This is a genomic window from Flavobacterium panacagri (genome assembly GCF_030378165.1).
Lineage (GTDB): Bacteria > Bacteroidota > Bacteroidia > Flavobacteriales > Flavobacteriaceae > Flavobacterium > Flavobacterium panacagri.
The window spans coordinates 2098446-2120981 of the sequence record NZ_CP119766.1 but is presented as its reverse complement, the minus strand read 5'-3'; the positions used below and the strand labels follow the sequence as shown (position 1 = coordinate 2120981).

General features: G+C 33.9%; 23 protein-coding genes and 1 tRNA gene. 7 read left to right on the top strand and 17 right to left on the bottom strand.

Annotated features, from left to right (window positions below; translation table 11 throughout):
- Positions 1–42 precede the first annotated feature (42 nt).
- Positions 43–894: an alpha/beta fold hydrolase gene (locus P2W65_RS09600; RefSeq protein ID WP_289665169.1), complete on the top strand. Its 852-nt coding sequence runs from the start codon at positions 43–45 to the stop codon at positions 892–894.
- Positions 895–930: 36 nt separating this feature from the next.
- On the opposite strand, the gene P2W65_RS09595 is transcribed toward P2W65_RS09600, so the two are convergent.
- Entirely contained in the window at positions 931–1644 is a 714-nt protein-coding gene (locus tag P2W65_RS09595) for a zinc-dependent peptidase (protein ID WP_289665167.1), read from the bottom strand.
- 297 nt (positions 1645–1941) lie between these two features.
- On the opposite strand from P2W65_RS09595, the gene P2W65_RS09590 reads away from it, so the two are divergent.
- The 5 genes from P2W65_RS09590 to P2W65_RS09570 all read left to right on the top strand — a co-directional run bounded on the left by P2W65_RS09590 (position 1942) and on the right by P2W65_RS09570 (position 4713).
- Positions 1942–2196, top strand: coding sequence for a hypothetical protein (locus tag P2W65_RS09590; RefSeq protein WP_289665165.1), 255 nt, complete (start codon positions 1942–1944; stop codon positions 2194–2196).
- Between the two features lie 10 nt (positions 2197–2206).
- Positions 2207–2404 (top strand): hypothetical protein, encoded by a 198-nt coding sequence (locus P2W65_RS09585; protein ID WP_289665163.1) that lies wholly within the window; start codon positions 2207–2209, stop codon positions 2402–2404.
- Between the two features lie 124 nt (positions 2405–2528).
- Complete coding sequence (locus tag P2W65_RS09580) at positions 2529–2894, top strand: hypothetical protein (protein WP_289665162.1); 366 nt, start codon at positions 2529–2531, stop codon at positions 2892–2894.
- The gene (locus P2W65_RS09575) at positions 2891–3262 is read left to right on the top strand and encodes a hypothetical protein (RefSeq protein WP_289665160.1); all 372 of its coding nucleotides are present in this window, start codon (positions 2891–2893) and stop codon (positions 3260–3262) included. The genes P2W65_RS09580 and P2W65_RS09575 overlap by 4 nt, the downstream gene beginning before the upstream one ends.
- 242 nt (positions 3263–3504) lie before the next feature.
- The gene (locus P2W65_RS09570) at positions 3505–4713 is read left to right on the top strand and encodes an outer membrane protein assembly factor BamB family protein (protein ID WP_289665159.1); all 1209 of its coding nucleotides are present in this window, start codon (positions 3505–3507) and stop codon (positions 4711–4713) included.
- Positions 4714–4757: 44 nt separating this feature from the next.
- Here P2W65_RS09570 and P2W65_RS09565 read toward each other — a convergent pair whose 3' ends face one another.
- Positions 4758–5162 (bottom strand): winged helix-turn-helix transcriptional regulator, encoded by a 405-nt coding sequence (locus tag P2W65_RS09565; protein ID WP_289665157.1) that lies wholly within the window; start codon positions 5160–5162, stop codon positions 4758–4760.
- A gap of 100 nt (positions 5163–5262) precedes the next feature.
- Between P2W65_RS09565 and P2W65_RS09560 the strand changes: the two genes are divergently transcribed.
- A complete protein-coding gene (locus tag P2W65_RS09560; protein WP_289665155.1) occupies positions 5263–5703 on the top strand; it encodes a nuclear transport factor 2 family protein in 441 nt (146 codons plus the stop codon).
- A 51-nt stretch (positions 5704–5754) separates the two neighbouring features.
- On the opposite strand, the gene P2W65_RS09555 is transcribed toward P2W65_RS09560, so the two are convergent.
- The 15 genes from P2W65_RS09555 to P2W65_RS09485 form a co-directional block, all read right to left on the bottom strand.
- A tRNA-Arg gene (locus P2W65_RS09555) sits at positions 5755–5828 on the bottom strand.
- 74 nt (positions 5829–5902) lie between these two features.
- Positions 5903–6352 (bottom strand): GatB/YqeY domain-containing protein, encoded by a 450-nt coding sequence (locus tag P2W65_RS09550; RefSeq protein ID WP_198854339.1) that lies wholly within the window; start codon positions 6350–6352, stop codon positions 5903–5905.
- 205 nt (positions 6353–6557) lie between these two features.
- On the bottom strand, positions 6558–8573 hold the full coding sequence (gene ftsZ / locus P2W65_RS09545; RefSeq protein WP_289665153.1) for a cell division protein FtsZ: 2016 nt from the start codon (positions 8571–8573) through the stop codon (positions 6558–6560).
- Between the two features lie 91 nt (positions 8574–8664).
- Positions 8665–10071, bottom strand: coding sequence for a cell division protein FtsA (gene ftsA, locus P2W65_RS09540; RefSeq protein ID WP_109191954.1), 1407 nt, complete (start codon positions 10069–10071; stop codon positions 8665–8667).
- Between the two features lie 6 nt (positions 10072–10077).
- The gene (locus tag P2W65_RS09535) at positions 10078–10800 is read right to left on the bottom strand and encodes a cell division protein FtsQ/DivIB (RefSeq protein ID WP_179001367.1); all 723 of its coding nucleotides are present in this window, start codon (positions 10798–10800) and stop codon (positions 10078–10080) included.
- Positions 10787–12136, bottom strand: coding sequence for a UDP-N-acetylmuramate--L-alanine ligase (gene murC / locus P2W65_RS09530; RefSeq protein ID WP_289665149.1), 1350 nt, complete (start codon positions 12134–12136; stop codon positions 10787–10789). Before murC ends, P2W65_RS09535 begins: the two co-directional genes overlap by 14 nt.
- Positions 12137–12162: 26 nt before the next feature.
- A complete protein-coding gene (gene murG / locus P2W65_RS09525) occupies positions 12163–13254 on the bottom strand; it encodes an undecaprenyldiphospho-muramoylpentapeptide beta-N-acetylglucosaminyltransferase (RefSeq protein WP_289665148.1) in 1092 nt (363 codons plus the stop codon).
- Between the two features lie 48 nt (positions 13255–13302).
- On the bottom strand, positions 13303–14613 hold the full coding sequence (locus P2W65_RS09520) for an FtsW/RodA/SpoVE family cell cycle protein (protein ID WP_289665147.1): 1311 nt from the start codon (positions 14611–14613) through the stop codon (positions 13303–13305).
- A gap of 85 nt (positions 14614–14698) precedes the next feature.
- On the bottom strand, positions 14699–16030 hold the full coding sequence (gene murD, locus P2W65_RS09515) for a UDP-N-acetylmuramoyl-L-alanine--D-glutamate ligase (RefSeq protein ID WP_289665146.1): 1332 nt from the start codon (positions 16028–16030) through the stop codon (positions 14699–14701).
- Entirely contained in the window at positions 16030–17262 is a 1233-nt protein-coding gene (gene mraY / locus P2W65_RS09510; RefSeq protein ID WP_109191947.1) for a phospho-N-acetylmuramoyl-pentapeptide-transferase, read from the bottom strand. Before mraY ends, murD begins: the two co-directional genes overlap by 1 nt.
- An 80-nt stretch (positions 17263–17342) precedes the next feature.
- Positions 17343–18806 (bottom strand): UDP-N-acetylmuramoyl-L-alanyl-D-glutamate--2,6-diaminopimelate ligase, encoded by a 1464-nt coding sequence (locus tag P2W65_RS09505; RefSeq protein ID WP_289665144.1) that lies wholly within the window; start codon positions 18804–18806, stop codon positions 17343–17345.
- Positions 18803–20812, bottom strand: a complete 2010-nt coding sequence (locus P2W65_RS09500) for a penicillin-binding protein (RefSeq protein ID WP_289665142.1) — start codon at positions 20810–20812, stop codon at positions 18803–18805. The genes P2W65_RS09505 and P2W65_RS09500 overlap by 4 nt, the downstream gene beginning before the upstream one ends.
- Positions 20803–21150 (bottom strand): FtsL-like putative cell division protein, encoded by a 348-nt coding sequence (locus P2W65_RS09495; RefSeq protein ID WP_289665141.1) that lies wholly within the window; start codon positions 21148–21150, stop codon positions 20803–20805. Before P2W65_RS09495 ends, P2W65_RS09500 begins: the two co-directional genes overlap by 10 nt.
- A 21-nt stretch (positions 21151–21171) precedes the next feature.
- Positions 21172–22080, bottom strand: coding sequence for a 16S rRNA (cytosine(1402)-N(4))-methyltransferase RsmH (rsmH, locus tag P2W65_RS09490; protein ID WP_289665139.1), 909 nt, complete (start codon positions 22078–22080; stop codon positions 21172–21174).
- The gene (locus P2W65_RS09485) at positions 22055–22528 is read right to left on the bottom strand and encodes a division/cell wall cluster transcriptional repressor MraZ (protein WP_179001379.1); all 474 of its coding nucleotides are present in this window, start codon (positions 22526–22528) and stop codon (positions 22055–22057) included. The genes rsmH and P2W65_RS09485 overlap by 26 nt, the downstream gene beginning before the upstream one ends.
- Positions 22529–22536 lie beyond the last annotated feature (8 nt).

Genomic DNA, 22536 nt, shown 5'->3' with positions numbered 1-22536 from the left:
AAAATTGTTTCTTATTTTATTATTAATCAAAACTTTAAAATAATGAGCACATCAAAAATAAATGCTGTAAACTCAGAAACACAATATGCTGCTTTTTCAGACCGAAAAATTGCGTATCGATCCATTGGCGAGGGAAATCCGATCATTTTAATTAACCGATTTAGAGGAACACTCGATACTTGGGATCCTTTATTTTTAGATCTTCTTGCCGCAAAACATCAAGTCATTACTTTTGATTATTCAGGAATTGGATATTCAACAGGAACGCTTCCAACTGATGTAAAAGAAGTCGCAAAAGATGTAAAAGATCTGGCTGATTATCTGAAAATTAAAAAAGCCATTTTTATGGGCTGGTCTTACGGCGGATTGGTTACCCAAGCTGCAACACACCAATATCCAGAACTGGTTACGCATACTATATTGTTAGGAACTGGCCCAATTGGAAAAAGAGTTGTACCTCTTGAACAATCATTTCTAGATCATGCCTTGAAACCTATAAATGATTTTAATGATGAAATAATTCTTTTCTTCGAACCTGAATCTGAGCAAAGCGTAAAAGCAGCAAAAGCTTCTCATGACCGAATTGCGCAAAGAATTGATGTTTCTAAAATCCCTTCGACTATGGAGATTTTTCAGCTGTATTTTGCTGGGGGCGAAAATGCGGCTGAAGACAAAGAAAATTACAGAGACAAACTGAAAACAACCAAAACACCAATACTAATAATTTCCGGAGATCATGATACAAGTTTTGCTGTAGAAAATTGGTATCCGCTGACCAAACAGCTTCCAACATCACAGTTAATTTTACTACCGCAAACTGGACACGCTCCTCAGCACCAGAATATTCCACTGGTAATAAATTACATCGATATTTTTTTAGAGCACACGAAATAGATTTCCGGAATTTCTTTTGAGAGTAAATCCTTCATTTTAAAGGTCTTCTCTAAAATTAATCATTGTTTTTACATTTTTATACAACTCCGGAAATTCTCTTTTAAAAATTTCCGGGGTTTCAAAGAAATGCTCTAGAATCACTGCCAAAAATTCAAATTTATTGGTATAAGCATACTCTCTAAAATATTGCCTTGCTTTAAGCTTATTGGTTAATTCCTCCTGATCAAAATACTTTTCAATTTCTGTAAATTCATCATAGAAGATAACAGCTCCTGGATAAGAGCTTTTTTTGGAATGAAAATGCAAAACATGCGTAAATTCATGTAATCCGAGATTGATATTGTCTTTTGTTTCGTGTCCGCTCAAGAAATCTTCCCACGAAAAAACAATTGTCTTCATTCTGGGATTGTATTCTCCTTTATGATATTCCTGATTAATTGTAGAATAATATACAGATGGATAAATGACTATATTTTCGAATAACTCAATCAGGTAATTTCGCATTCCAAAAGTGAGCATAACATAAGTTCCAGCAATAATCAGTTTCATTTCCCGAGTAACTTCAATGCCTTTTCCTTCAAAATTATAATACTCAATAAAACTTTCTACACGGTGGTCAAAATAGCTTTTCTTTTTAACGGACAGATTAGAATAATACGAAAATTCACGTCTCAGCAGTGCTTTATCTTCTGGATTCAATTTCTTTAAAACAGGATACCAAAATATAAACAATGGTTTATTGAACAGCATTAAATATACTGGTTCGATAATTCGGAATACAAGTATGAAGAGAAATAAAATCCCAATTAAAAGGAAAAACAACATAGTTTTAATTTCATAAAAACAGAACACCTCATTGGTCTCTGTTTCGCTAAAATAGGAAAATATCAAACAGATTTAATGAAAAAGAAAAATCATTAAAATAATCTTTGATAAATACTAGATTTGGCATTTCTAAAGCAAATGAGAGAAAAAGCAGTGTGTTTTTTCGTATATTTTTTTATATTCGCTAACCACTATAAACCAATTCACCAAATACAGATAGTTATGAATAAAAATGTTTACGAGAATTTCACTGATCAAAGACTGTTAAAAACAAGAAGTTTATTAAAAGGAATTGCTATTGGCTTTGGAATTATTTTTATACTAGCTCTTGTTGTCGCTATTTATATTATTGCTTTAAAAGGATTAAAAGACTCAATTGCTGCACTTATTCCTGTTTTTTCACTACCAATAGTTTTTACACCATTACTGATAAACTTTTCTTTATTAAGTAAAGAAATTAAATTAAGAAACCTTTAATTCTCTTCAAATGCAAAATAAAAATAACGCTCCAATATTCGTATTAAGAATTGTAGCAATCATTGTAGGTGTGGCATTGTATAAACAATTTGACTTTAAAACAATGCAGTTTGAAAAACCAGCATTAGCAGCAGTATATGCAATTGTATTTCTTTTTTCGGTTTATGTTGTAATAAAGGATTTTAGAAAAAAACGATCTGAGAAGTAAAAGTATTGTGATAAAAAAAATATACTTACTGCTTCTCGTTCTGAATATTTGCATTCTTCCCATAATCAGTATTACCATACCTACACAATATTATTATTTTACAGGTAATTACAAAGAAAAAATTATGAGAGTTGAAAAATGCTCCAATGATTCCAACTCAAAAAGAAAATCTTTTACAGTATATGGTTATGTAGATAATAAAAAGCAGGTTGTTTTTGGATTGTATGATGATGACAGTTACGATTTCTTTTCGTTTTTAAATCCTTCAGGGGAAAAAGAGCTTCAAAAAATTGATTACAGCAATTTAAGACCTTTAAAATTAAATATTAGAGTAGTTCAATTTTCTGATTCTTATAATGTCTTTTACATCAAAAGATATGAAACCGCAAAAGAGGCTATAAAAAGTAATTTAATGCCGTGGATTGTAGTTGAGGTTATTTTTTTGGGATCATTACTATTGTTTTATTTTTTAAAACTAAAGTATAAATGAAATTGATAGGCGTAATAAGTGAATATAATCAGGAATTAAGTAAGAAAAAATTTTCTGAATATAAAACGGGAATAGAATATCAAAATAAAGAAACTATTCTCACTTATTTAAAAAATGGAATCCCAATTGCGGTTACGATGCAAATTGTGCGTTCATTAATAAAAAACGATAATTCAATTATTGGCGGTATTAGTTATTTAACTGATGGATATTGGATTTGGCCTAATTATCTTCATTTTTATGTTGAGAATCTGTCTATAGAATTGCCATCAGATTTTGTAAATTTTATTTCTAAAAACAGAGAAATAAGCTATGTAAGTGATGCTGAAAAGCATAAAGCAATTAATTTATTAAATCTAGGAAAATAATATTTGACTTTACTATTAAAAAGACAATTATAGATTTTCAATATCTTTCTTAAATTCTGCTAACATTCCTTCTTTTTTTTTAGACTTTTTCTTTCTAGGTATTTCTTCCTTTAAAGTTCAATTTCACAATTTGTTGAAGTTATTGCTTCAAAACCCTAATATATTTTTTCATTATATTTGGGCTAGCTTTTGGCTTAATTGTTGAAATAAACAAAGCAAAAAAATAAACCCAAATCTTAAAAATGAAAAAAAATCTAATAACTCTTTTATTTGTATTTACCGTTATCAATATGTTTGGGCAAGTACCAGCTACTCCAAAAACGGGTAAAACTAATACCACCAATACTAGTTTATCTCCCGCTGAAATGGTTACCAATAAAGCCATTCGCCCGATAAAAAAAATTCCATTAGACGATACCTCTATTCTGATTTATGATTACGATGGTTCTCTTTTTTCATTTGATTTAGTATCTGAATCTATTAATTGGACTGTAAAAGCTACAGATGCTCCTTCCGAAATGTGTGCTAATAAAATAACGCTATTGAATGGAGTTTTATATGTTCCGTTTATTAACGGTGAAATTTTTGCCATAGACAACCAAAGCGGTGATCTTTTTTGGAAATCAAGATTAGGCAATATTACAGATCAGATTGTTCTTAAAGATCAAACACCAATCATAAACGATGGAAAATTATTCATAACAGCTCAAAATCAAAATCAAGGCAGTAACCTTTATGCTTTGGATATAAAAGATGGCAGTTTGGTATGGAATTACAAATTAGATTCGGCACAAAACGACATTCAGCCTCTTTTCTTCAACAATAAAATTTTCCTTCCAAGTGCAACCAATCTTTATAGTTTTGATGCGAAAACAGGAAAAGTCATTACTCAAAAAACTTTTGAAGAAAATATAACAGGAAAACCGATAACAGATGGTGAAAATATATTTGTCGCAAGCGAAAAAAATACTCTTCACGCCTTAAGTCCTGAAAAACTAGATGTTTTATGGCAGTTTAAGTTTGATGAAAATCAAAATAATGTGAAGGAACGCATCTTATATAAAGACAAAAAAATCTTTATTGGCGCGCAGGGTTCACAAATTAGTTCGGTTTACGCTATTGATTCAAAAGCAGGAACACAACTATGGAAAGTAGATTTTAAAGACGACAACATCGAATACATTACCGAAGAAGTAAATAATATTTGGGGCTATACCAAAAAGAAAAAACTTTTCCAATTAGACTTCAATGGCGAAACAGTATTCGAAACCAAATTGACAACACTGCCAGTTTCGAACATTGAATTTCCTGCTGATGATAACTTACTTTATTATTATTGTGACGCTGGTTTAATTCAGTTCGATTTAACCGAAAAAGACGAAAACGTCTATTATATGCGAACTACTCTTGGTGATAATGTTTATACATCTTATTTGAAAATAATTCGATAATACTAAAGAGCCACTTACTTAAGTGGCTCTTTTCATAAAATAACTTATTTAGTGTTTTTCTTCGAGATTTCCAGATGACTTTCGGTTCTAATTTTATCTCGATGTTGCATTCCCCATTTTGTCATCGCTTCTACAACTTCTTTCAGTGTTTGACTGTAAGGCAATAATTCATATTCAATAGTTACAGGATAACCTACAGCAACTTTCTTTACAATAAAACCATTAATTTCTAATTCTTTCAGTTCATTTGAAAGTACTCGAGCAGAAATACCATTCACCTTTCTTTGAATTTCTGTAAAACGTTTGTTTCCTCTAGCCATAGCAATGATTATCATCAATTTCCACTTACCTCCAATTGCATAAAGAGCATCAGATACAGCCATTAAAACAGTGTTACATTCGTCAGTAAACTCTTTATTATCAACCACTTCTTTTAATATTTTTTTCATAGATTCATTTTTATAAGCTACTAACCTTTAAGTAACTACTAACAAAAAGTAAGCTAATATACTATAATTTTGGCTTAATCAATTTTAAAAAATTAAAATCATGACATTAGAAATTTTCAAAGCTAAAGAAGAAGTAAGAAACTTAATTGACAGTTATGCCTCTCTAGGAGATGAGAAAAAAATTGCAGCAGTAATGGATTTATTTACTGCTGATATAAACTACAAAGTTTATATGAATAACTTTTTAGTCTCAGATGTTTCTGGAAGAGAAAACATGGAAAAGGACTTTAATAAACATGCCTCAGAAGTAAAAACATATTTTACATTGAACGGACAGCATCAAGTAGAAATTAAAGGCGAAACTGCTACGGGGATTTCCTTTTCACAGCTAAAAATGATTAGGGAAAATGATGGTAAAGATATTTTATCAGATTATAGTGTTAAGTATGAGGATACCTATGTTTTACAAGATGGCAAATGGCTCATACAAAAACGAATCGGATATTTTTTTATTATTGAAACCAGAGTTCTAAACAATTAGACAAAAAAAGCCTGCAAAATATACACTTTGCAGGCTTTCATTTTTTCATAGTGACCCCGGAGGGGTTCGAACCCCCAACCCTCAGAGCCGAAATCTGATATTCTATCCAGTTGAACTACGAGGTCAGTTTTATTTTAGATTTATAATTTTAGAATTCAGATTCAATCTAAAATCTGAACTCTAAAATCTAAAATTATATTTACGAAAGTAATTTTTTTACAATTGTAGAAATAGTTTTTCCTTCAGCAGTTCCGCCTAATTGTGCAGAAGCTAATCCCATAACTTTACCCATTGAAGCAATTCCAGAAGCACCAGTTTCAGCAATAATTTTTGCTATTACTGCTTCTACTTCTTCTTCGCTTAATTGAGCTGGTAAAAACTTCTCGATTACCGCAACTTGAGCCAATTCTGGCTCCGCTAAGTCAGGACGGTTTTGCTCTGTAAAGATTCTTGCGCTTTCTTTACGAGTTTTAACCAATCTCTGCAATAATTTAATTTCTTCGTCTTCAGATAAATCTTCTTTAGAACCTGAAGCCGTTGAAGCTAATAACAATTCAGATTTTACTGCTCTTAAAGCTTCTAATGCTACTGTATCTTTTGCTTTCATGGCCGTTTTGATCTCGTCCATGATTTGTGTTTGTAAACTCATGTTTATGTTTTATTTTAAATAAGCCAATGCTTATTAATTGATATATTAATTTGGAATTCGTTCTCGACTCCTCTCGAACTGACAATAAGATTCACTTTAAAAACCTATTTAGGAAGTCAAATTTTTAAATTCTGTGCGAAGATAAAAAAAATAACCCGAAAATTAAATCCAATTTTCGGGTCATCCTATATTATGATGCTAAAAATTAATCTACGTTATCGTGCAAAAATGAATTGTTTGAACGTAATTGTAAATCATTATTGCTATCGGTTCCAACAGAAATTCTAGAATTTGTATTATTTGATTGTGAATTTGACAAATCAATTCCTAATCTTTTGTAAGCTGGTTCTTTTTCCAACTCATCAATTCTAGAAACATTGTTATGGAATTTATAGTTAAACTCTTTTAGTTTCTTTCTTCTTTCTTCAGCTCTTAAACGAAGTGTTTCTTCAATTGTTAATTCTAATGGAGAAACTTCAGAAGTTGTTGAAAAATCAGGTTGACTAGCAAAATCAGTTCTTGGTTTCAAAGTGATATTCAATTCTTCTGGAATTGTATCTTCAACCTTTTTTTCTACTGGTTTAGAAGCCATTAAATCATTTTCAACTTCCATATATTCTTCAAGAGAATATTTAATGATTCCGTTTTCTGAAACTTCTGTTACAGGAACAAACTGTACCGGATCGTTTACTTTAATTTCTCGAGTTTCATTTGTCAATTCAAACAAAACTCTGTTATCTTCAACAACTGGTTCTCTTTTTACAGGTTCTTGTTTAAACAAAGGAAGATCAAAAGAAAAAGTAGTTTGTTCTTCTTTTTCAAATACTCTTTGCTGCTGTACTGGCTGTTGTTGTACAGGTTGCTGCTGTTGAATTGGCTGTTGCTGCTGAAATTGCTGAACAGCTGGTTTCTCTGGTGAAGAAATTGTAAAATCAATATCCGTAATCGGCGAAACAATTTCAAAAGTCACATCTAGATTTTTAATAAACTCTGACATAACCACCAACTCTTCCTGATTAATTGCTGGAGCAACAGCATTTGTAGGAGTTGGAGTAAAAGTTTCATCATCGTCTATTAAATCAAAAACAACTTTGTCTTCTACTTTTGCAGTTGGCGTATCCACTGTTAAGTCGAAAGATGAAATCGGTCTGTTTGTTAAATTATGAACACTTCTCTGCTCATCTTCCAACGTATGAATGATTTTCTTTGGTTCTGTATTTACGATTTCGTTTTGTTGTTCAACATCAAAACCTGTAGCAATAATAGTTACAGCAATAGCTTCCCCAAGAGATTCGTCTTCACCAACTCCCATGATGATATTGGCATTGTAACCTGCTTCGGCCTGAATGTGATCGTTGATTTCTCCGATTTCATCAAGAGTAATCTCGTTAGTTCCAGAAACGATAAGCAACAATACGTTTTTGGCACCTGTAATCTTATTATCGTTTAACAAAGGAGAATCTAGAGCAGAAACGATAGCGTCTTTTGCTCTGTTTTCACCTTCTGACACAGAAGATCCCATGATCGCAGTTCCACTGTTAGCCAAAACAGTTTTTGCGTCACGTAAATCGATATTTTGAGTATAGTGGTGCGTAATTACTTCGGCAATACCTCTAGAAGCAGTTGCCAAAACTTCGTCCGCTTTAGAGAATCCTGCTTTGAAACCAAGATTTCCGTATACTTCTCTTAATTTATTATTGTTGATTACAATTAAAGAATCGACTTGCTTACGCAATTTTTCAATTCCAATAATCGCCTGCTCCTGACGTACTTTCCCTTCAAACTGAAACGGAATCGTCACGATACCAACTGTTAATATTTCTCTTTCTTTTGCCAACTGAGCAATTACCGGAGCTGCACCAGTTCCAGTTCCTCCACCCATACCAGCAGTGATAAATACCATCTTAGTATTTTTATCCAACATTTTTTCGATATCAGAAATACTTTCGATAGCCGACTGCTGTCCAACGTCCGGGTTTGCTCCTGCACCTAATCCTTCAGTTAAATTAAGTCCTAACTGAATCTTATTTGGTACTGAACTATTTTGAAGCGCTTGCGAATCGGTATTACAAACGATAAAATCTACGCCTTTAATACCTTGCTTAAACATGTGGTTAATTGCGTTACTTCCGCCTCCACCTACACCTATTACTTTGATTACATTTGATTGATTTTTTGGTAAATCAAATGAAATACTTCCAAATTCTGAGTTGCTCATCATCTTTTTGGTTTTTTGAAATTCTTATTAAGTACATTTTTTACTTCTTGACTTGGGGCCAGAAAGTAATTTCCTTCTTCTTGTTTTATTCTAATTACTCTGCGTTGTCTAAAAATTCTTTGATTTTGTCGACGTATCGATCAAAAAATGATCGTCTTATTTTGGTTTCGGTAGATTCATCTTTAGATGCCTTCTGGCTTACAACCTCTCTAGTTTCTTCGATAGTCTCTACTTTCTCAACGTAGTTTTCTTCCACTTCGTATCGCTGTACTGGCGGAGCATTTCTGTAAACAACTTTTGGCTGTTCATTAACCAGCTCCATTCTAACAGCACTTTGAGAACTATTTTCGATACTATTCATTACTAATCCGACTGCTGTTGCGAATAATGGACTAGAAATTTCTTCTCCTGAGTTTCCTGCCAAATGCTCATTAGGATAACCAATTCTAGTATCCATTCCCGTAATGTATTCAACCAATTGTTTGATGTGCTTTAATTGTGCACCTCCACCAGTTAAAACAATTCCGGCAATAAGCTTTTTGCGAGGATCTTCGTGACCGTATGCTTTTATTTCTGCAAAAACCTGTTCTACAATTTCCACTACTCTTGCGTGGATAATTTTAGAAAGATTTTTTAATGAAATCTCTTTTGGCTCTCTTCCTCTCAGTCCAGGGATAGAAACAATCTCGTTGTCTTTGTTTTCTCCCGGCCAAGCAGATCCGAACTTTATTTTTAGAAGCTCCGCTTGTTTTTCAATAATCGAACATCCTTCTTTGATATCATCTGTAATCACATTTCCTCCAAAAGGAATTACAGCTGTGTGACGAATGATACCGTCTTTGAAAATAGCCAAATCTGTTGTTCCACCACCAATATCGATCAATGCAACACCCGCTTCTTTTTCTTCCTGACTTAAAACAGCATCTGCCGAAGCTAATGGTTCTAATGTCAATCCAGACAATTCAATTCCTGAACTCTGAATACATCTTCCAACATTTCTGATTGAAGATGCCTGACCAACTACAACGTGAAAACTAGATTCTAATCTTCCGCCGTACATTCCGATTGGTTCTTTAATTTCAGACTGTCCGTCGATTTTAAATTCCTGCGGTAAAACGTGAATGATTTCTTCTCCCGGTAACATCGCCAGTTTATTTACCTGATCGATTAGAAGCTGAATATCATTTTCGCCAATTACTTCTTCAGGATTATTTCTGCTGATGTAATCCGTATGCTGAATACTTCTGATGTGCTGTCCAGCAATACCCACAACCACATCTTTAATTTTGTAACCCGAATTATTTTCTGCTTCGATTATCGCCTGTTGAATCGATTGAATCGTCTGCGTAATGTTGTTTACTACTCCTCTGGCAACACCCAAACTTTTGGATTTACCAATGCCCAAAATCTCCAACTTACCATACTCATTTTTCTTGCCAATCATGGCAACGATTTTGGTTGTTCCAATATCTAGACCTACTGCAATATTATCTTTTTCCATTTTCTATTATTTAGTGCAAACTACTTGTTCCGTAAACCTAAGGTCAATTTTTTTGTATTTGTATAACGAACTATCTAAAACTGCTTTTTGAAAAAACGCTTTATAGTTTCTAAATTTCTTATCAACATTCATCGTTCTGCCAAAATCGATGAAGTAATCGAAGTTTCGATTAAACATTTTTAAGCTTCCATTCGGCATAATCTCGATTGCAATGATGTTTTTTTTCAAAAACGCATCGTCGTAAATTGTGCGAAATAAAGCTGCTAAATCTTCGTTATTTTTTTCATTAATTGCCCCTGAAACAAGAGGAACTCTTGCAGTGAAATTGTCAGACAAAGGCATTTTATTACCCTCGTAATCAATATAAAAAGAAGCGCCGCCGTCATAAACTCTTGCTATGGGCGTCTTCTGTTTTACTACTGCTTTTAGAACTCCATCAATACTTACAAAAACATTTGACTTTTCAATCATCTCTTGTGTATCGAGGGTTTTCTCTATCTTATTCAAATCTAGTTCATCTTTTCTAATACTGGAAGCGTCTCTTTTATTTTCTATCAACAATTTATTAACCGTTTCCGGCTTCACAAAAAGCGTATTTTCTCCTACAAAAACGACCATTGATTTTTTCAATTTTCGATCGCCATTTCGATGCTGTGCGAAGGAATATAGAAACAAAACCAATCCGAAAATTAGTACTAATCGAATATTTGTCCAATTAAATATTTTCATTTAAAACCCTTTTAATTGACGGAACCATTTCTCCCAGATCACCAGCTCCAATTGTTACAATAATAGGTGCATCGCTGGCTTTGATTTCACCCAATAAATCTTCTTTTGCAACAATTTTTTTGTTCGAATTTGTCATTTTACCCAAAAGCCACTCAGAAGTTACTCCTTCCATCGGAAGCTCTCTTGCAGGGTAAATATCCATCAAAAACACTTGATCAAATTTTGATAAGCTTTCTGCAAATCCATCCACAAAATCTCTTGTTCTACTGAATAAATGCGGCTGGAAAATTGCCAAAACTTTACGCCCTGGATACAATTCTCTAACTGCTTGATGAACAGCATTTATTTCTGTTGGATGATGCGCATAATCATCAATATATACTAAATTTTCGCTCTTAATCTGATACGAAAAACGTCTTCTAATTCCGTTGAATGAAGCAATGGCTTTTGCAATAGAATCGGTCGGGGTGCCGAATGTCTTAGCCATTGCAATAGCCATCAATCCATTCATTAAATTGTGTTTACCAGGCAGTCCGAAACGTAAATCCTTCATGATTTCTGATGGCGTCTGCACATCAAAAACATAAGCCCCATCTTCAATACGAACGTTGAAAGCCTTATATACAGCATCTTCATTTATAGCACATTGAACTCCGTCAAGCGGTAATTCTTTTGTTATGAAGAGATTATTTTTATCTTCTACTTTGGAAGCAAATTCTCTAAAAGAAGCCTGAATTGCCTCACTGGTTCCATAAATATCCAAATGATCAGCATCCATAGAAGTCACACAAGCGATATCTGGACGCAAATGCAGAAATGATCTGTCAAATTCATCTGCTTCTACCACTGTTACCGTTTTACCGCTTCCAATTAAATTCGAATTATAATTTTCTACAATTCCACCAATAAAAGCAGTTACATCAGCACCACTTTGAAACAAAATATGTCCCAAAATACTTGATGTTGTTGTTTTTCCGTGTGTTCCTGCTACTGCAAAACAAAAAGTGTCTTTGCTTATAATTCCAAGAACTTCTGCACGTTTTTTAACCTCGTAATGTCTTTCAATAAAATAATTCCATTCTGAATGTGTTTTTGGAACCGCAGGCGTATAAATCACCAACGTATTCTCCACATAATACTCTTTTGGAATTAAGTTTATATCATCTTCAAAATGAATATCAATACCGCTTTCAATCAATTCATTAGTCAGCATAGAAGGCGTTTTGTCGTAACCTGAAACTTGTTTTCCAATAAATTTGAAATAACGAGCCAAGGCACTCATTCCGATTCCTCCGATACCAATAAAATAAACGTTCTGTATTTGATTTAAATTCATTCTAATTTGCTTTAGCCTTACTTATTTTATTTTTTAATTAACTTAACAATTTCTGCCACAATATCCTGTGTAGCTTTTGGTCTTGCCAGTTTTTTAATATTATCACTTAGTTGTTTCTGTTTTCCAGAATCTTTCAGCAGCGCTTCAAAAACAATGCTAAACTCGCTCTCTAATTCAGATTCTTTCAACAAAATTGCGCCTTTAGCATCAACAATTGCCTGCGCATTTTTAGTTTGATGATCCTCAGCCACATTTGGAGATGGAATAAAAATCACCGGTTTTCCAACAATACATAATTCTGATACCGAAGAAGCTCCTGCACGTGAAATTATGATATCTGATGCCGCGTAAACAAAATCCATTCTTTCAATAAAATCAACCACTTTTACATTTGGCTGATTGTACTTTTTATATTCTTCAAAATATAATTTCCCGCATTGCCAGATTACCTGAACATTTTGCGAAAGGAAATTTTGCAATTCTTTTTCAATTAACTGATTGATTCTTCGTGCACCTAAACTTCCTCCTAAAACCAATAATGTTTTTTTATTGGGATCTAATCCATAAAAAGTAATTGCTTCATCACGTTTGCTTTCGATATCAATTAAATCCTGACGGACTGGATTTCCAGTTAAAACAATTTTCTCTTTTGGAAAAAAACGTTCCAAATTTTGGTATGCTACGCAAATTGCATTGGCTTTTTTACTTAGCAATTTATTGGTTATTCCAGGAAATGAGTTTTGCTCTTGAACTACTGTCGGAATTCCTGCCGAACCTGCCGCTTGTAATAATGGCCCACTGGCAAAACCTCCCGTTCCAATTACCACATTTGGCTTAAACTTTTTAATTATTCTTTTTGATTCCAATAAACTGCTTGCCAATTTAAGCGGAAACATTAAGTTTTGTAAAGTCAGTTTTCGCTGTAAACCCGCAATCCAAAGACCTTTTATTTCGTAACCTGCCTGAGGCACTTTCTGCATTTCCATTTTATCTCTAGCACCTACAAAAAGAAATTCAGCATCAGGAAATTGTAATTTTAATTCGTTTGCAATCGCAATCGCAGGATAAATATGTCCTCCTGTTCCTCCTCCGCTAAGTATGAATTTATACTTTGTCATCTTTCTAAAAATTACAACGTTTTAAAATTTTATTCTATTTTTTTAATATTATTTGTTTAAAACCGCATTCATCGGATTTCTTGAATTATCTTCTATCGAATAGGCTGGCTCATCTTCATATATTTCTTCAGAAACCAAATCTTCTTCTGCCAATTCCTTATCAATCAATCGCTGCAATGCTTCTTTTCGTTTTGCTTTTTCCTGTTTCTCCTCGGCAATTTCTTCTTCTTTCTTCGTTACACTAATGATAATTCCTAAAGAAAAACAAGTCATCCAGATCGAACTACCTCCAGAACTTATTAATGGTAATGTCTGTCCTGTTACTGGCAATAACTCTACTGCAACCGCCATATTAATCATCGCCTGAAATATCATTGGAAATCCGAGTCCGACGACGACTAATTTTCCAAATAAAGTATTCGCCTTATGTGAAGCAACCACAAAACGGAATAACAATAACAGATACAAAACTAATATTGCAACTCCTCCAACTAAACCATATTCTTCGACTACAATTGCATAAATAAAATCGGAAGAAGATTGTGGTAAAAAGTTTTTTTGCACACTTTTTCCAGGCCCTAATCCTCCTAGTCTACCAGATGCAATTGCAATTTTTGCTTTCTCAATCTGGTAATCATCTTCATCTGGTTTATCAGTGGTAAAGTTCATTATACGACTTTCCCATGTTGAAACCCTGCTAAAAAATCTTGAATCCGGAAATGCTTTTGCTACCAAAAGGAAAAACGCCAACATTGCAATTCCCGAACCAATAATAAAAGCGATATATTTTAATGGGTATTTACCAATAAATGTCAACATCATTACCATTGCAAAAATCAACGCAGTTGTCGAAAAGTTGGCTGGTAATATTAAAGCCAAAGTGATAAAAACCGGAATCCAAAGCTGAATAAACGAAGTTTGAAAAGGTTCGTTTTCTTCTTTGGTTTTCGACAAATAACGTGCAACGTAAATAAATAATACGCTTGCCGCTAAAGTCGAAGTTTGAAACGTAATTCCAATGAACGGCACCTGAATCCAACGACTTGCATTTGCTCCCGCAATTACAGTTCCTTTCAACAAAGTATAAAGCAACAATAACCAAACTACAGGAAGTGCAATTTTAGAAATCGCTCTAAAATAATGATACGGCACTTTGTGAACCCAATAAATAATCAGGAAACCGATACAAACGTGAGCCAAATGTTTTACCAAATATCCCAATGTATTTCCAGTTCCATGACCTATATAAGCCAGATTACTACTCGCACTAAAAACAGGCATAAACGAAAACAAAGCCAATAAAGCCACAAATGACCATATTACCCTATCTCCTTTTAGTTTGTTTACCAGCTCTTTCATAATCGTTTTGTTTCAGGTTTCTTTTGTTTCAAGTTTCAGGTTCGGCTTAACGTGAAACCTGAAACTTGAAACTTTAAACTATCATCTATAAATTGTGCACCGCTTGCTTAAACTGTCTTCCTCTATCTTCGTAGTTTTCGAATAAATCGAAACTTGCACAGGCTGGAGATAATAAAACGGCATCTCCTTTTTCTGTTAATCTTTGAGCCGTTTTTACAGCATCATTCATATTGTTCACTTCAACCATAATATCCACTACATTTCCAAATGCATCAATAATTTTACGGTTGTCAACACCTAAACAAATAATTGCTTTTACTTTTTCACGAACCAATGACATTAATTCGTTGTAATCATTTCCTTTATCAACACCACCAACAATCCAAACTGTCGGTACATTCATACTGTCTAAAGCGAAGAACGTTGCATTTACATTTGTCGCTTTTGAATCATTGATATATTGGACGTTTTGTATTTTTAATACTTTTTCTAAACGGTGTTCAACACCTTGGAAATTAGATAAACTTTCACGAATCGTTGCATTTCTAATTTGCATCAACTTTGCTACAGAGCTTGCTGCCATGGCGTTTTTCATATTATGTTTTCCTTCTAACGCAATGTGTTCTGTATCCATTGTAAACTCTTCTTGGTTGATCTTTATTTCCATTTTGTTGTTATTTATAGAAGCTCCTTCGTCAAATGTTTTTGTCAATGAAAAAGGAATTAATTTTGCTTTTGTTTTGTTGTTTTTTAACCATTCTACACTTGCCACATCATCTGCATCATAAATGAGATAATCGCTTTCCGTCTGGTTCATGGTTATTCGAAACTTTGAATTGATATAATTTTCATATTTATAATCGTATCGATCCAAATGATCCGGACTTATATTTGTTATTATCGCAATATCTGGCCGGTAATTTATTATTCCGTCTAACTGAAAACTGCTTAATTCAAGAACGTAGGCATCAAATTTATTTTCGGCTACCTGCCAGGCAAAGCTTTTCCCGATATTCCCTCCCAATCCGACGTTTAATCCTGCATATTTCAGCAAATGATGTGTCAGCATCGTGGTGGTGGTTTTACCATTACTTCCCGTAATTCCAATTGTCATTGCTTCTGTATAAGGAATTGCAAATTCAATTTCCGAAATCACTTTAACTCCAGCTGCGAATAGTTTTTTTACTATCGGAGATTTATCTGGAATTCCTGGGCTTTTCATTACCACGTCTGCATTCAGGATTAAATCTTCTGTATGCTGTTCCTCTTCCCAGGCAATTTTATTAATGATAAGAACTTCTTTATAACTCTCTTTTATCTTTCCAAAATCCGATACAAAAACGTCGTATCCTTGCTTTTTACCGAGGATCGCGGTTCCAACTCCGCTTTCTCCTCCCCCCAATACAACTAATCTCATTATCTTAATTTTAGGGTGATGATTGATAAAATGGCTAACATGACAGCAACAATCCAGAAACGGGTTACGATTTTACTTTCGTGATATCCTTTCTTTTGATAATGATGATGCAAAGGCGCCATTAGAAAAATTCTTCTTCCTTCTCCAAAACGTTTCTTTGTATATTTAAAATAAAACACCTGAATTACGACTGAAGCACTTTCTGCTAAGAAAATTCCACAGAATAAAACAATCAGTATTTCTTTTCGAACTGCAATAGCTAAAACTGCAATGATACCACCAATTGTTAAACTTCCAGTATCCCCCATAAAAACAGATGCCGGATAAGAGTTGTACCAAAGAAAACCAATCAATGCACCCACAAAGGCCGATATAAAGACCGTCATTTCTCCTGAATTGGGGATATACATAATATTCAGATAATTCGAAAAAATGATATTTCCTGAAACGAACGTGAAAATCCCGAGCGCGAGGACAGAAATTGCAGAGGTTCCCGCCGCGAGTCCGTCAATTCCATCTGTTAGATTTGCTCCGTTTGAAACTGCTGTGATAATAAAAATTACTACAGGAATAAAAATTAACCAAGCCCATTTTTCGTATCCATCTCCCATAAAAGACAATACTTCGGCATAATCAAATTCGTTGTTTTTTACAAACGGAATTGTTGTTGCTGTAGATTTCTCTTCAATTGGCGCAGGAAGTACAACCGTTGTATTAGCAGCTGTTCTAAAAACATCTGTACGTCCTGTATCTGTTCTTACTGTAACTGCAGGATTAAAATAAAGAACTGTTCCTACAATGATTCCTAAACCAACCTGACCAATTACTTTAAAAATTCCTTTTAATCCTTGTTTATCTTTTTTGAATATTTTGATATAATCATCTACAAATCCAATCGTTCCCATCCATAACGTAGTTACAATCAGCAATACGATATAAATGTTATGCAGTCTTGCGAATAACAAAACCGGAATCAATGTGGCAAAAATGATAATTAGCCCCCCCATTGTTGGCGTACCAGCTTTCTCATTCTGACCAGCAAGACCAAGCTCACGAACCGTTTCTCCAACTTGCTGACGGCGCAAAAAGTTAATTACCCTTTTACCATAAATAGTTGACAAAAGCAATGAAAGCATAAATGCTAAAGCCGATCTAAATGTGATGTACTGGAAAACTCCTGTTCCAGGAACGTCCAATGTTTTGTCAAAATATTCAAATAAATAGTACAGCATAGTTTTCTATTTTTTAAATTCCAATTTTGAAATTCCAAATTCCAATCATTTTGGTGGTATTTGAACTTAATAATTGATTGTTATTTGTTTAATTGTTCTAAAATTTCTTTAATTGTTTCCATATCATCAAAATGATGACGGACACCATTTATTTCCTGATAGGTTTCGTGTCCTTTTCCTGCAATCAGGATAATATCTTTTGCTTCTGCTAATTGACAAGCGGTTTTAATTGCCTGTTTTCTATCTGTAATTCGAAGCATTTTTTTATAATTCTGAGGTTCCACTCCCTGCTCCATTTCATCCAAAATAACTTCCGGATCTTCATTTCTTGGATTATCCGAAGTCAAAACTGCTTTATCACTTAAATCTGAAGCAATCTTAGCCATAATTGGACGTTTGGTCTTGTCTCGATTTCCTCCGCAACCCACAACTGTAATCAATTGTTCGTTTTTAGTACGAATATCATTTATAGTTTTTAGAACATTTTCTAAAGCGTCTGGTGTATGTGCATAATCTACAACAGCGGTAATGCCACCATCTGAAACGATGTACTGAAAACGACCTGAAACACTTTCTAAATCGGACAATAAACGCAATGCCTCAAGACTATCAATCCCAAGCTCAACTGCTGTTCCATAAATCGCTAAAACATTGTAAGCATTGAAAGTACCGATTAGCTTTACCCAAACTTCATTATCGTTAATTTTCAATAATAATCCTGACAATTGGCTTTCTAAAATCTGCGCTCTATAATCCGCATAAGATTTTAAAGCATAAGTCAGTTTTTTAGCCACGGTATTCTGAAGCATTACAGAACCATTTTTATCATCAATATTTGACAATACAAATGCTGATTTTGGAAGTGAGTCAAAAAATGATTTTTTCACATCTCTATATTCTGCAAACGTTGGATGGTAATCCAAGTGATCGTGAGAAAGATTCGTGAAAATGCCGCCCACAAAATGTAAAGCTTCTGTACGTTTTTGGTGAATTCCATGCGAACTTACTTCCATGAAACAATGTGTAACTCCAGCTTCAACCATTTCATTTAAATAATGATTGATCGTCAAAGAATCTGGCGTTGTATGCGTTGCAGGAAATTCCGTTTGATCTACTACGATTTTTACAGTTGATAATAACCCTACTTTAAAACCTGCTTTTTGAAACAATTGAAACAATAGAGAAGCAATTGTTGTTTTTCCGTTCGTACCCGTTACACCGACTAATTTTAATTTTGCAGAAGGATCTTCAAAATAATTAGCTGCCATAAAAGCCAAAGCTGTATTGGTGTCTTTTACCTGAATATATGTTACTTCGCTTGCTATATTTTCTGGAAGCGTATCACAGATAATCGCTTTCGCTCCAAGCTGAATTGCTTTTTCAATATAATCATGCCCATCTGAAAGCGAACCACGAATAGCCACAAAAACATCATTTGCTTCTACCTTACGTGAATCAAATTCAATTTTCTGAACAGGAGTTTCTGTTGAACCTTTTACAGATTCAATAGCTACTTTATATAATATGTCTTTTAATACTTTCACGATAATTCTAGTACAATTGTTGTGTTTTTGCTAATACTGGTTCCTGCTTGAATCGATTGATTTTTTACTTTCCCCATTCCATTTACTTTTACTTTTAAACCTAAATTTTCCAGTAAAGCAATGGCGTCCATTCCTGGCATTCCTTTTAGATTCGGAATCTGATTGATTTTCTTATTGGCCTCTGCAGTATATTTATTATAACTATCATCCTGCTTTGGAATCCTAGTATCTAATTTTTTAATTTTATTAGTTGACGGTGCATCTGTAAATATCTTTTGAGCAATTCTTTTGAAAACTGGCCCAGCTACATCTGCTCCGAAATAGTTGTTTTTTGATGTATTTGGTTTATGAACCACTACAATACAAGAATATTTCGGATGATCAGCAGGAAAATACCCTACGAATGAAGACGCATAATACAACGCTGATTTTCCTTCTTTCCCACCATAATTCATTTGGGCTGTTCCTGTTTTTCCTGCCATCGAAAAATCTTTCGAATACAATTTAGAACCGGTTCCTTTTTTTACCACATTCTGCAAAACTGCTCTCACTTTTTTAAGCGTTTCTGGCGAACAAACTCTCGGGTTTATAACCTCTACATCAAACTTTTTTATGGTTTTGTTCCATTCTTTAATTTCTGATACAAACTGTGGTTTTACCATTACGCCATTATTAGCAACTGAATTGTATAGTGCTAAAGTTTGCATTGGTGTAACCGAAACATTATATCCAAAAGCCATCCATGGAAGCGTAGTTCCCGACCAATGTTTATCTCCTGGCTGTGGAATGTACGGTCTTCCTTCTCCTTTAAAATGCAATCCCAACGTTTTATTTAACCCGTAACTATTAATATGGTTTACAAATTTTGACGGATTGCTTTTATATGCCTCATAAACTGCCTGAACCATTACAGTATTTGACGAAAGTTCGAATCCGCGAGCTAATGAAACTTTTCCGTAACCTCCATTATGCGAATCACGAACTGATCTTCCATAATATTTAACCACGCCATTGTGGCTGTCATAAACGGTACTTGTATCGGCTACTTTATCTTCTAAAATCGCCATTAAATCAACTAATTTAAAAGTTGATCCTGGCTCGTGAGATTCAGCAATTGCATAATTTGTTGTTTCATAATATGATCCGTCTTCTGCTCTTCCTAAATTCGAAATTGCTTTTACATGTCCCGTTTCTGTTTCCATCACTACCACACAACCGTGATCTGCTTCATAATCTTCCAATTGTTTCAGCAAAGCATGATGCGCAATATCCTGAATAAAAACATCTATCGTAGAAATAACATCATAACCATCAACTGGATCTACTTCGTTAACATCACGAATTGGTTTCCACTGCCCTTTTGCAATTTTTTGTTTTAAAATTTTACCGTCTTTTCCGTTCAGGTAATTTTTAAAAGCCCATTCAATTCCTTTTCCAACTTCTACTCCAGTTGCTGGATCAATTTTGTCATAACCAATAGTCCTTTCAGCAATTTTACCTATAGGATGTTTTCTAACGGTTTCCTGCTCTACTATAATTCCACCCTTAAAAGCTCCTAAATTGAATAATGGAAAACTTTTTATTTTCACATATTCTGTATAACTCAATTTTCGGGCAATCAAATAATAACGATTTTTATTCTCACGTGCTTTTCTTAATTCCTTTTGAAAATAACTGCTCGGCTTATCCAAAACTGTTGCCAATGAATCTGACAATGGTTTTACATACTTCTCAAAAGTTTCTGTTTTTGGTGCTTTGGCATCAAAACGAATTTCATAATTCGGGATTGAAGTTGCCAGTAAACTTCCATCAGCAGAATATATATTTCCTTTGTTGGCTGGGATTACAAAATTTTTAACAGTACGCTGTTTTGCCAGTTGTCTGTAATAATCTCCCTGAACCCATTGAATATTGGTCAATTTAACGACAATAGCAATTGCCATCAAAAAGATGAAAACTGCTACGAGGTAAATTCTGTAGGATATATGTTTATCGTCTACTGCCATATTCTTTTAAAGAAACTTTTTTCTTCTTCTTTTTTAACTTCTATTTTCACTGGAGGAACTGTCGACGGAAAAATTTGTTTTTCTAACATTTTATCCGAAATGGTTGACTCCATTTTTAGCTTCATCAATTCTGAACGTCGATCTACAAACTCCGATCTTAGTTCTTTTACTTCATTATTTAATTTTGCGATTTCAAAAACCTTTTGTTCGTATCGCTGTGTATTGGCAATCATCAAAATAGCCAGCAGAATTATAAAGACAATAAATCTCCAGTTTTTTACTGCATCTTCATGAATCAGGAACCTTGCTTTTAATATGCCAAATACGCCACTTTTCATTTTTTCCTACCTTAATATATATTATACCTTTTCAGCAATCCTTAATTTGGCACTTCTTGCTCTATTATTTATCTTGATTTCTTCATTATCTGGAACAATCAATTTTCCAATTGTTTTGAATGGAACTGAAAAGTTTCCGTAAAAATCTCTTTCTGGTTCTCCTTCAAACATTCCGTTTTTGATAAATCTTTTTACCAGACGATCTTCTAACGAATGATAAGATATTACTGAAAATCTTCCACCCGGTTTTAAAATCTCTAGTGACTGCTCAATAAACTCTTTCAAAACATCCATTTCTTGATTTACCTCAATTCTTATTGCCTGATAAATCTGGGCCAAAATTTTATTTCGAACTTTCTCTGGCAAAAACTTTTTCAGAACGTCTTTTAATTCGTCTGTCGTTTTGATCGGATAATCTTTTCTAGCTTCTACAATTGTCCTTGCTAAAACCGGTGCATTTTTCAACTCCCCATAATCAAAAAAAACACGACGTAAATCCTGTTCTTCATATTCGTTAACCACTCGGTAAGCATTTAAATCATTTTTCTGACTCATCCGCATATCTAATTCGGCATCAAAACGGGTTGAAAAACCTCTTTCTGGAACATCAAACTGATGTGATGAAACTCCCAAATCTGCCAAAATTCCATCAACCTCTTTTACTCCATGAAAACGTAAAAACCTTTTTATGAACCTAAAATTCTCATTTATCAAAGTGAACCTTTCATCTGGTAATGCATTTGCCAACGCATCTTCGTCTTGGTCAAATGCAAACAGCCTTCCGTTTGGTCCTAATCTTTTTAAAATCTCTTTTGAATGACCACCGCCTCCAAACGTAACATCTACATACACACCATCAGGTTTAATATCTAAACCATCAACTGTTGGATGAAGCAAAACCGGATTATGATATTCCATTGTCGTCGTCATTAATATTTCCCATTACTTCTTCGGCTAAATCTGCAAAATCCATATCTTCGCCGCTTATTGATTTTTCGTATAAATCCTTATCCCAGATCTCTACAATATTAACAGCCGATGAAAAAACCACATCTTTAGAAATACTGGCAAACGTTACCAAATCTTTTGGCACCAGTAATCTCCCCAATGCATCAACCTCAACCACTTTAACACCAGCAGTAAACCTTCTAATGAAATCGTTGTTCTTCTTTACAAAGCGATTAAGCTTGTTGATTTTTTTCATCATTGCATCCCACTCTACCATAGGATACAACTCTAAACACGGCTGAAACACAGAACGCTTCAAAACAAATCCGTCTTGAAGTGAAGCTGTCAACTGCTTTTTCAAAGGTGCAGGCATCATCAGCCTTCCTTTAGCATCGACTTTACATTCGTATGTTCCAACAATTGTGTTCAAAAAACTAG

What these genes read in the sequence shown, in the direction of transcription:
- P2W65_RS09600 (WP_289665169.1), top strand. Translation starts at nt 43, where the DNA reads ATGAGCACATCAAAAATAAATGCTGTAAACTCAGAAACACAATATGCT.
- P2W65_RS09595 (WP_289665167.1), bottom strand. Translation starts at nt 1,644, where the DNA reads ATGCTGTTCAATAAACCATTGTTTATATTTTGGTATCCTGTTTTAAAG.
- P2W65_RS09590 (WP_289665165.1), top strand. Translation starts at nt 1,942, where the DNA reads ATGAATAAAAATGTTTACGAGAATTTCACTGATCAAAGACTGTTAAAA.
- P2W65_RS09585 (WP_289665163.1), top strand. Translation starts at nt 2,207, where the DNA reads ATGCAAAATAAAAATAACGCTCCAATATTCGTATTAAGAATTGTAGCA.
- P2W65_RS09580 (WP_289665162.1), top strand. Translation starts at nt 2,529, where the DNA reads ATGAGAGTTGAAAAATGCTCCAATGATTCCAACTCAAAAAGAAAATCT.
- P2W65_RS09575 (WP_289665160.1), top strand. Translation starts at nt 2,891, where the DNA reads ATGAAATTGATAGGCGTAATAAGTGAATATAATCAGGAATTAAGTAAG.
- P2W65_RS09570 (WP_289665159.1), top strand. Translation starts at nt 3,505, where the DNA reads ATGAAAAAAAATCTAATAACTCTTTTATTTGTATTTACCGTTATCAAT.
- P2W65_RS09565 (WP_289665157.1), bottom strand. Translation starts at nt 5,162, where the DNA reads ATGAAAAAAATATTAAAAGAAGTGGTTGATAATAAAGAGTTTACTGAC.
- P2W65_RS09560 (WP_289665155.1), top strand. Translation starts at nt 5,263, where the DNA reads ATGACATTAGAAATTTTCAAAGCTAAAGAAGAAGTAAGAAACTTAATT.
- P2W65_RS09550 (WP_198854339.1), bottom strand. Translation starts at nt 6,352, where the DNA reads ATGAGTTTACAAACACAAATCATGGACGAGATCAAAACGGCCATGAAA.
- ftsZ (WP_289665153.1), bottom strand. Translation starts at nt 8,573, where the DNA reads ATGATGAGCAACTCAGAATTTGGAAGTATTTCATTTGATTTACCAAAA.
- ftsA (WP_109191954.1), bottom strand. Translation starts at nt 10,071, where the DNA reads ATGGAAAAAGATAATATTGCAGTAGGTCTAGATATTGGAACAACCAAA.
- P2W65_RS09535 (WP_179001367.1), bottom strand. Translation starts at nt 10,800, where the DNA reads ATGAAAATATTTAATTGGACAAATATTCGATTAGTACTAATTTTCGGA.
- murC (WP_289665149.1), bottom strand. Translation starts at nt 12,136, where the DNA reads ATGAATTTAAATCAAATACAGAACGTTTATTTTATTGGTATCGGAGGA.
- murG (WP_289665148.1), bottom strand. Translation starts at nt 13,254, where the DNA reads ATGACAAAGTATAAATTCATACTTAGCGGAGGAGGAACAGGAGGACAT.
- P2W65_RS09520 (WP_289665147.1), bottom strand. Translation starts at nt 14,613, where the DNA reads ATGAAAGAGCTGGTAAACAAACTAAAAGGAGATAGGGTAATATGGTCA.
- murD (WP_289665146.1), bottom strand. Translation starts at nt 16,030, where the DNA reads ATGAGATTAGTTGTATTGGGGGGAGGAGAAAGCGGAGTTGGAACCGCG.
- mraY (WP_109191947.1), bottom strand. Translation starts at nt 17,262, where the DNA reads ATGCTGTACTATTTATTTGAATATTTTGACAAAACATTGGACGTTCCT.
- P2W65_RS09500 (WP_289665142.1), bottom strand. Translation starts at nt 20,812, where the DNA reads ATGGCAGTAGACGATAAACATATATCCTACAGAATTTACCTCGTAGCA.
- P2W65_RS09495 (WP_289665141.1), bottom strand. Translation starts at nt 21,150, where the DNA reads ATGAAAAGTGGCGTATTTGGCATATTAAAAGCAAGGTTCCTGATTCAT.
- rsmH (WP_289665139.1), bottom strand. Translation starts at nt 22,080, where the DNA reads ATGACGACGACAATGGAATATCATAATCCGGTTTTGCTTCATCCAACA.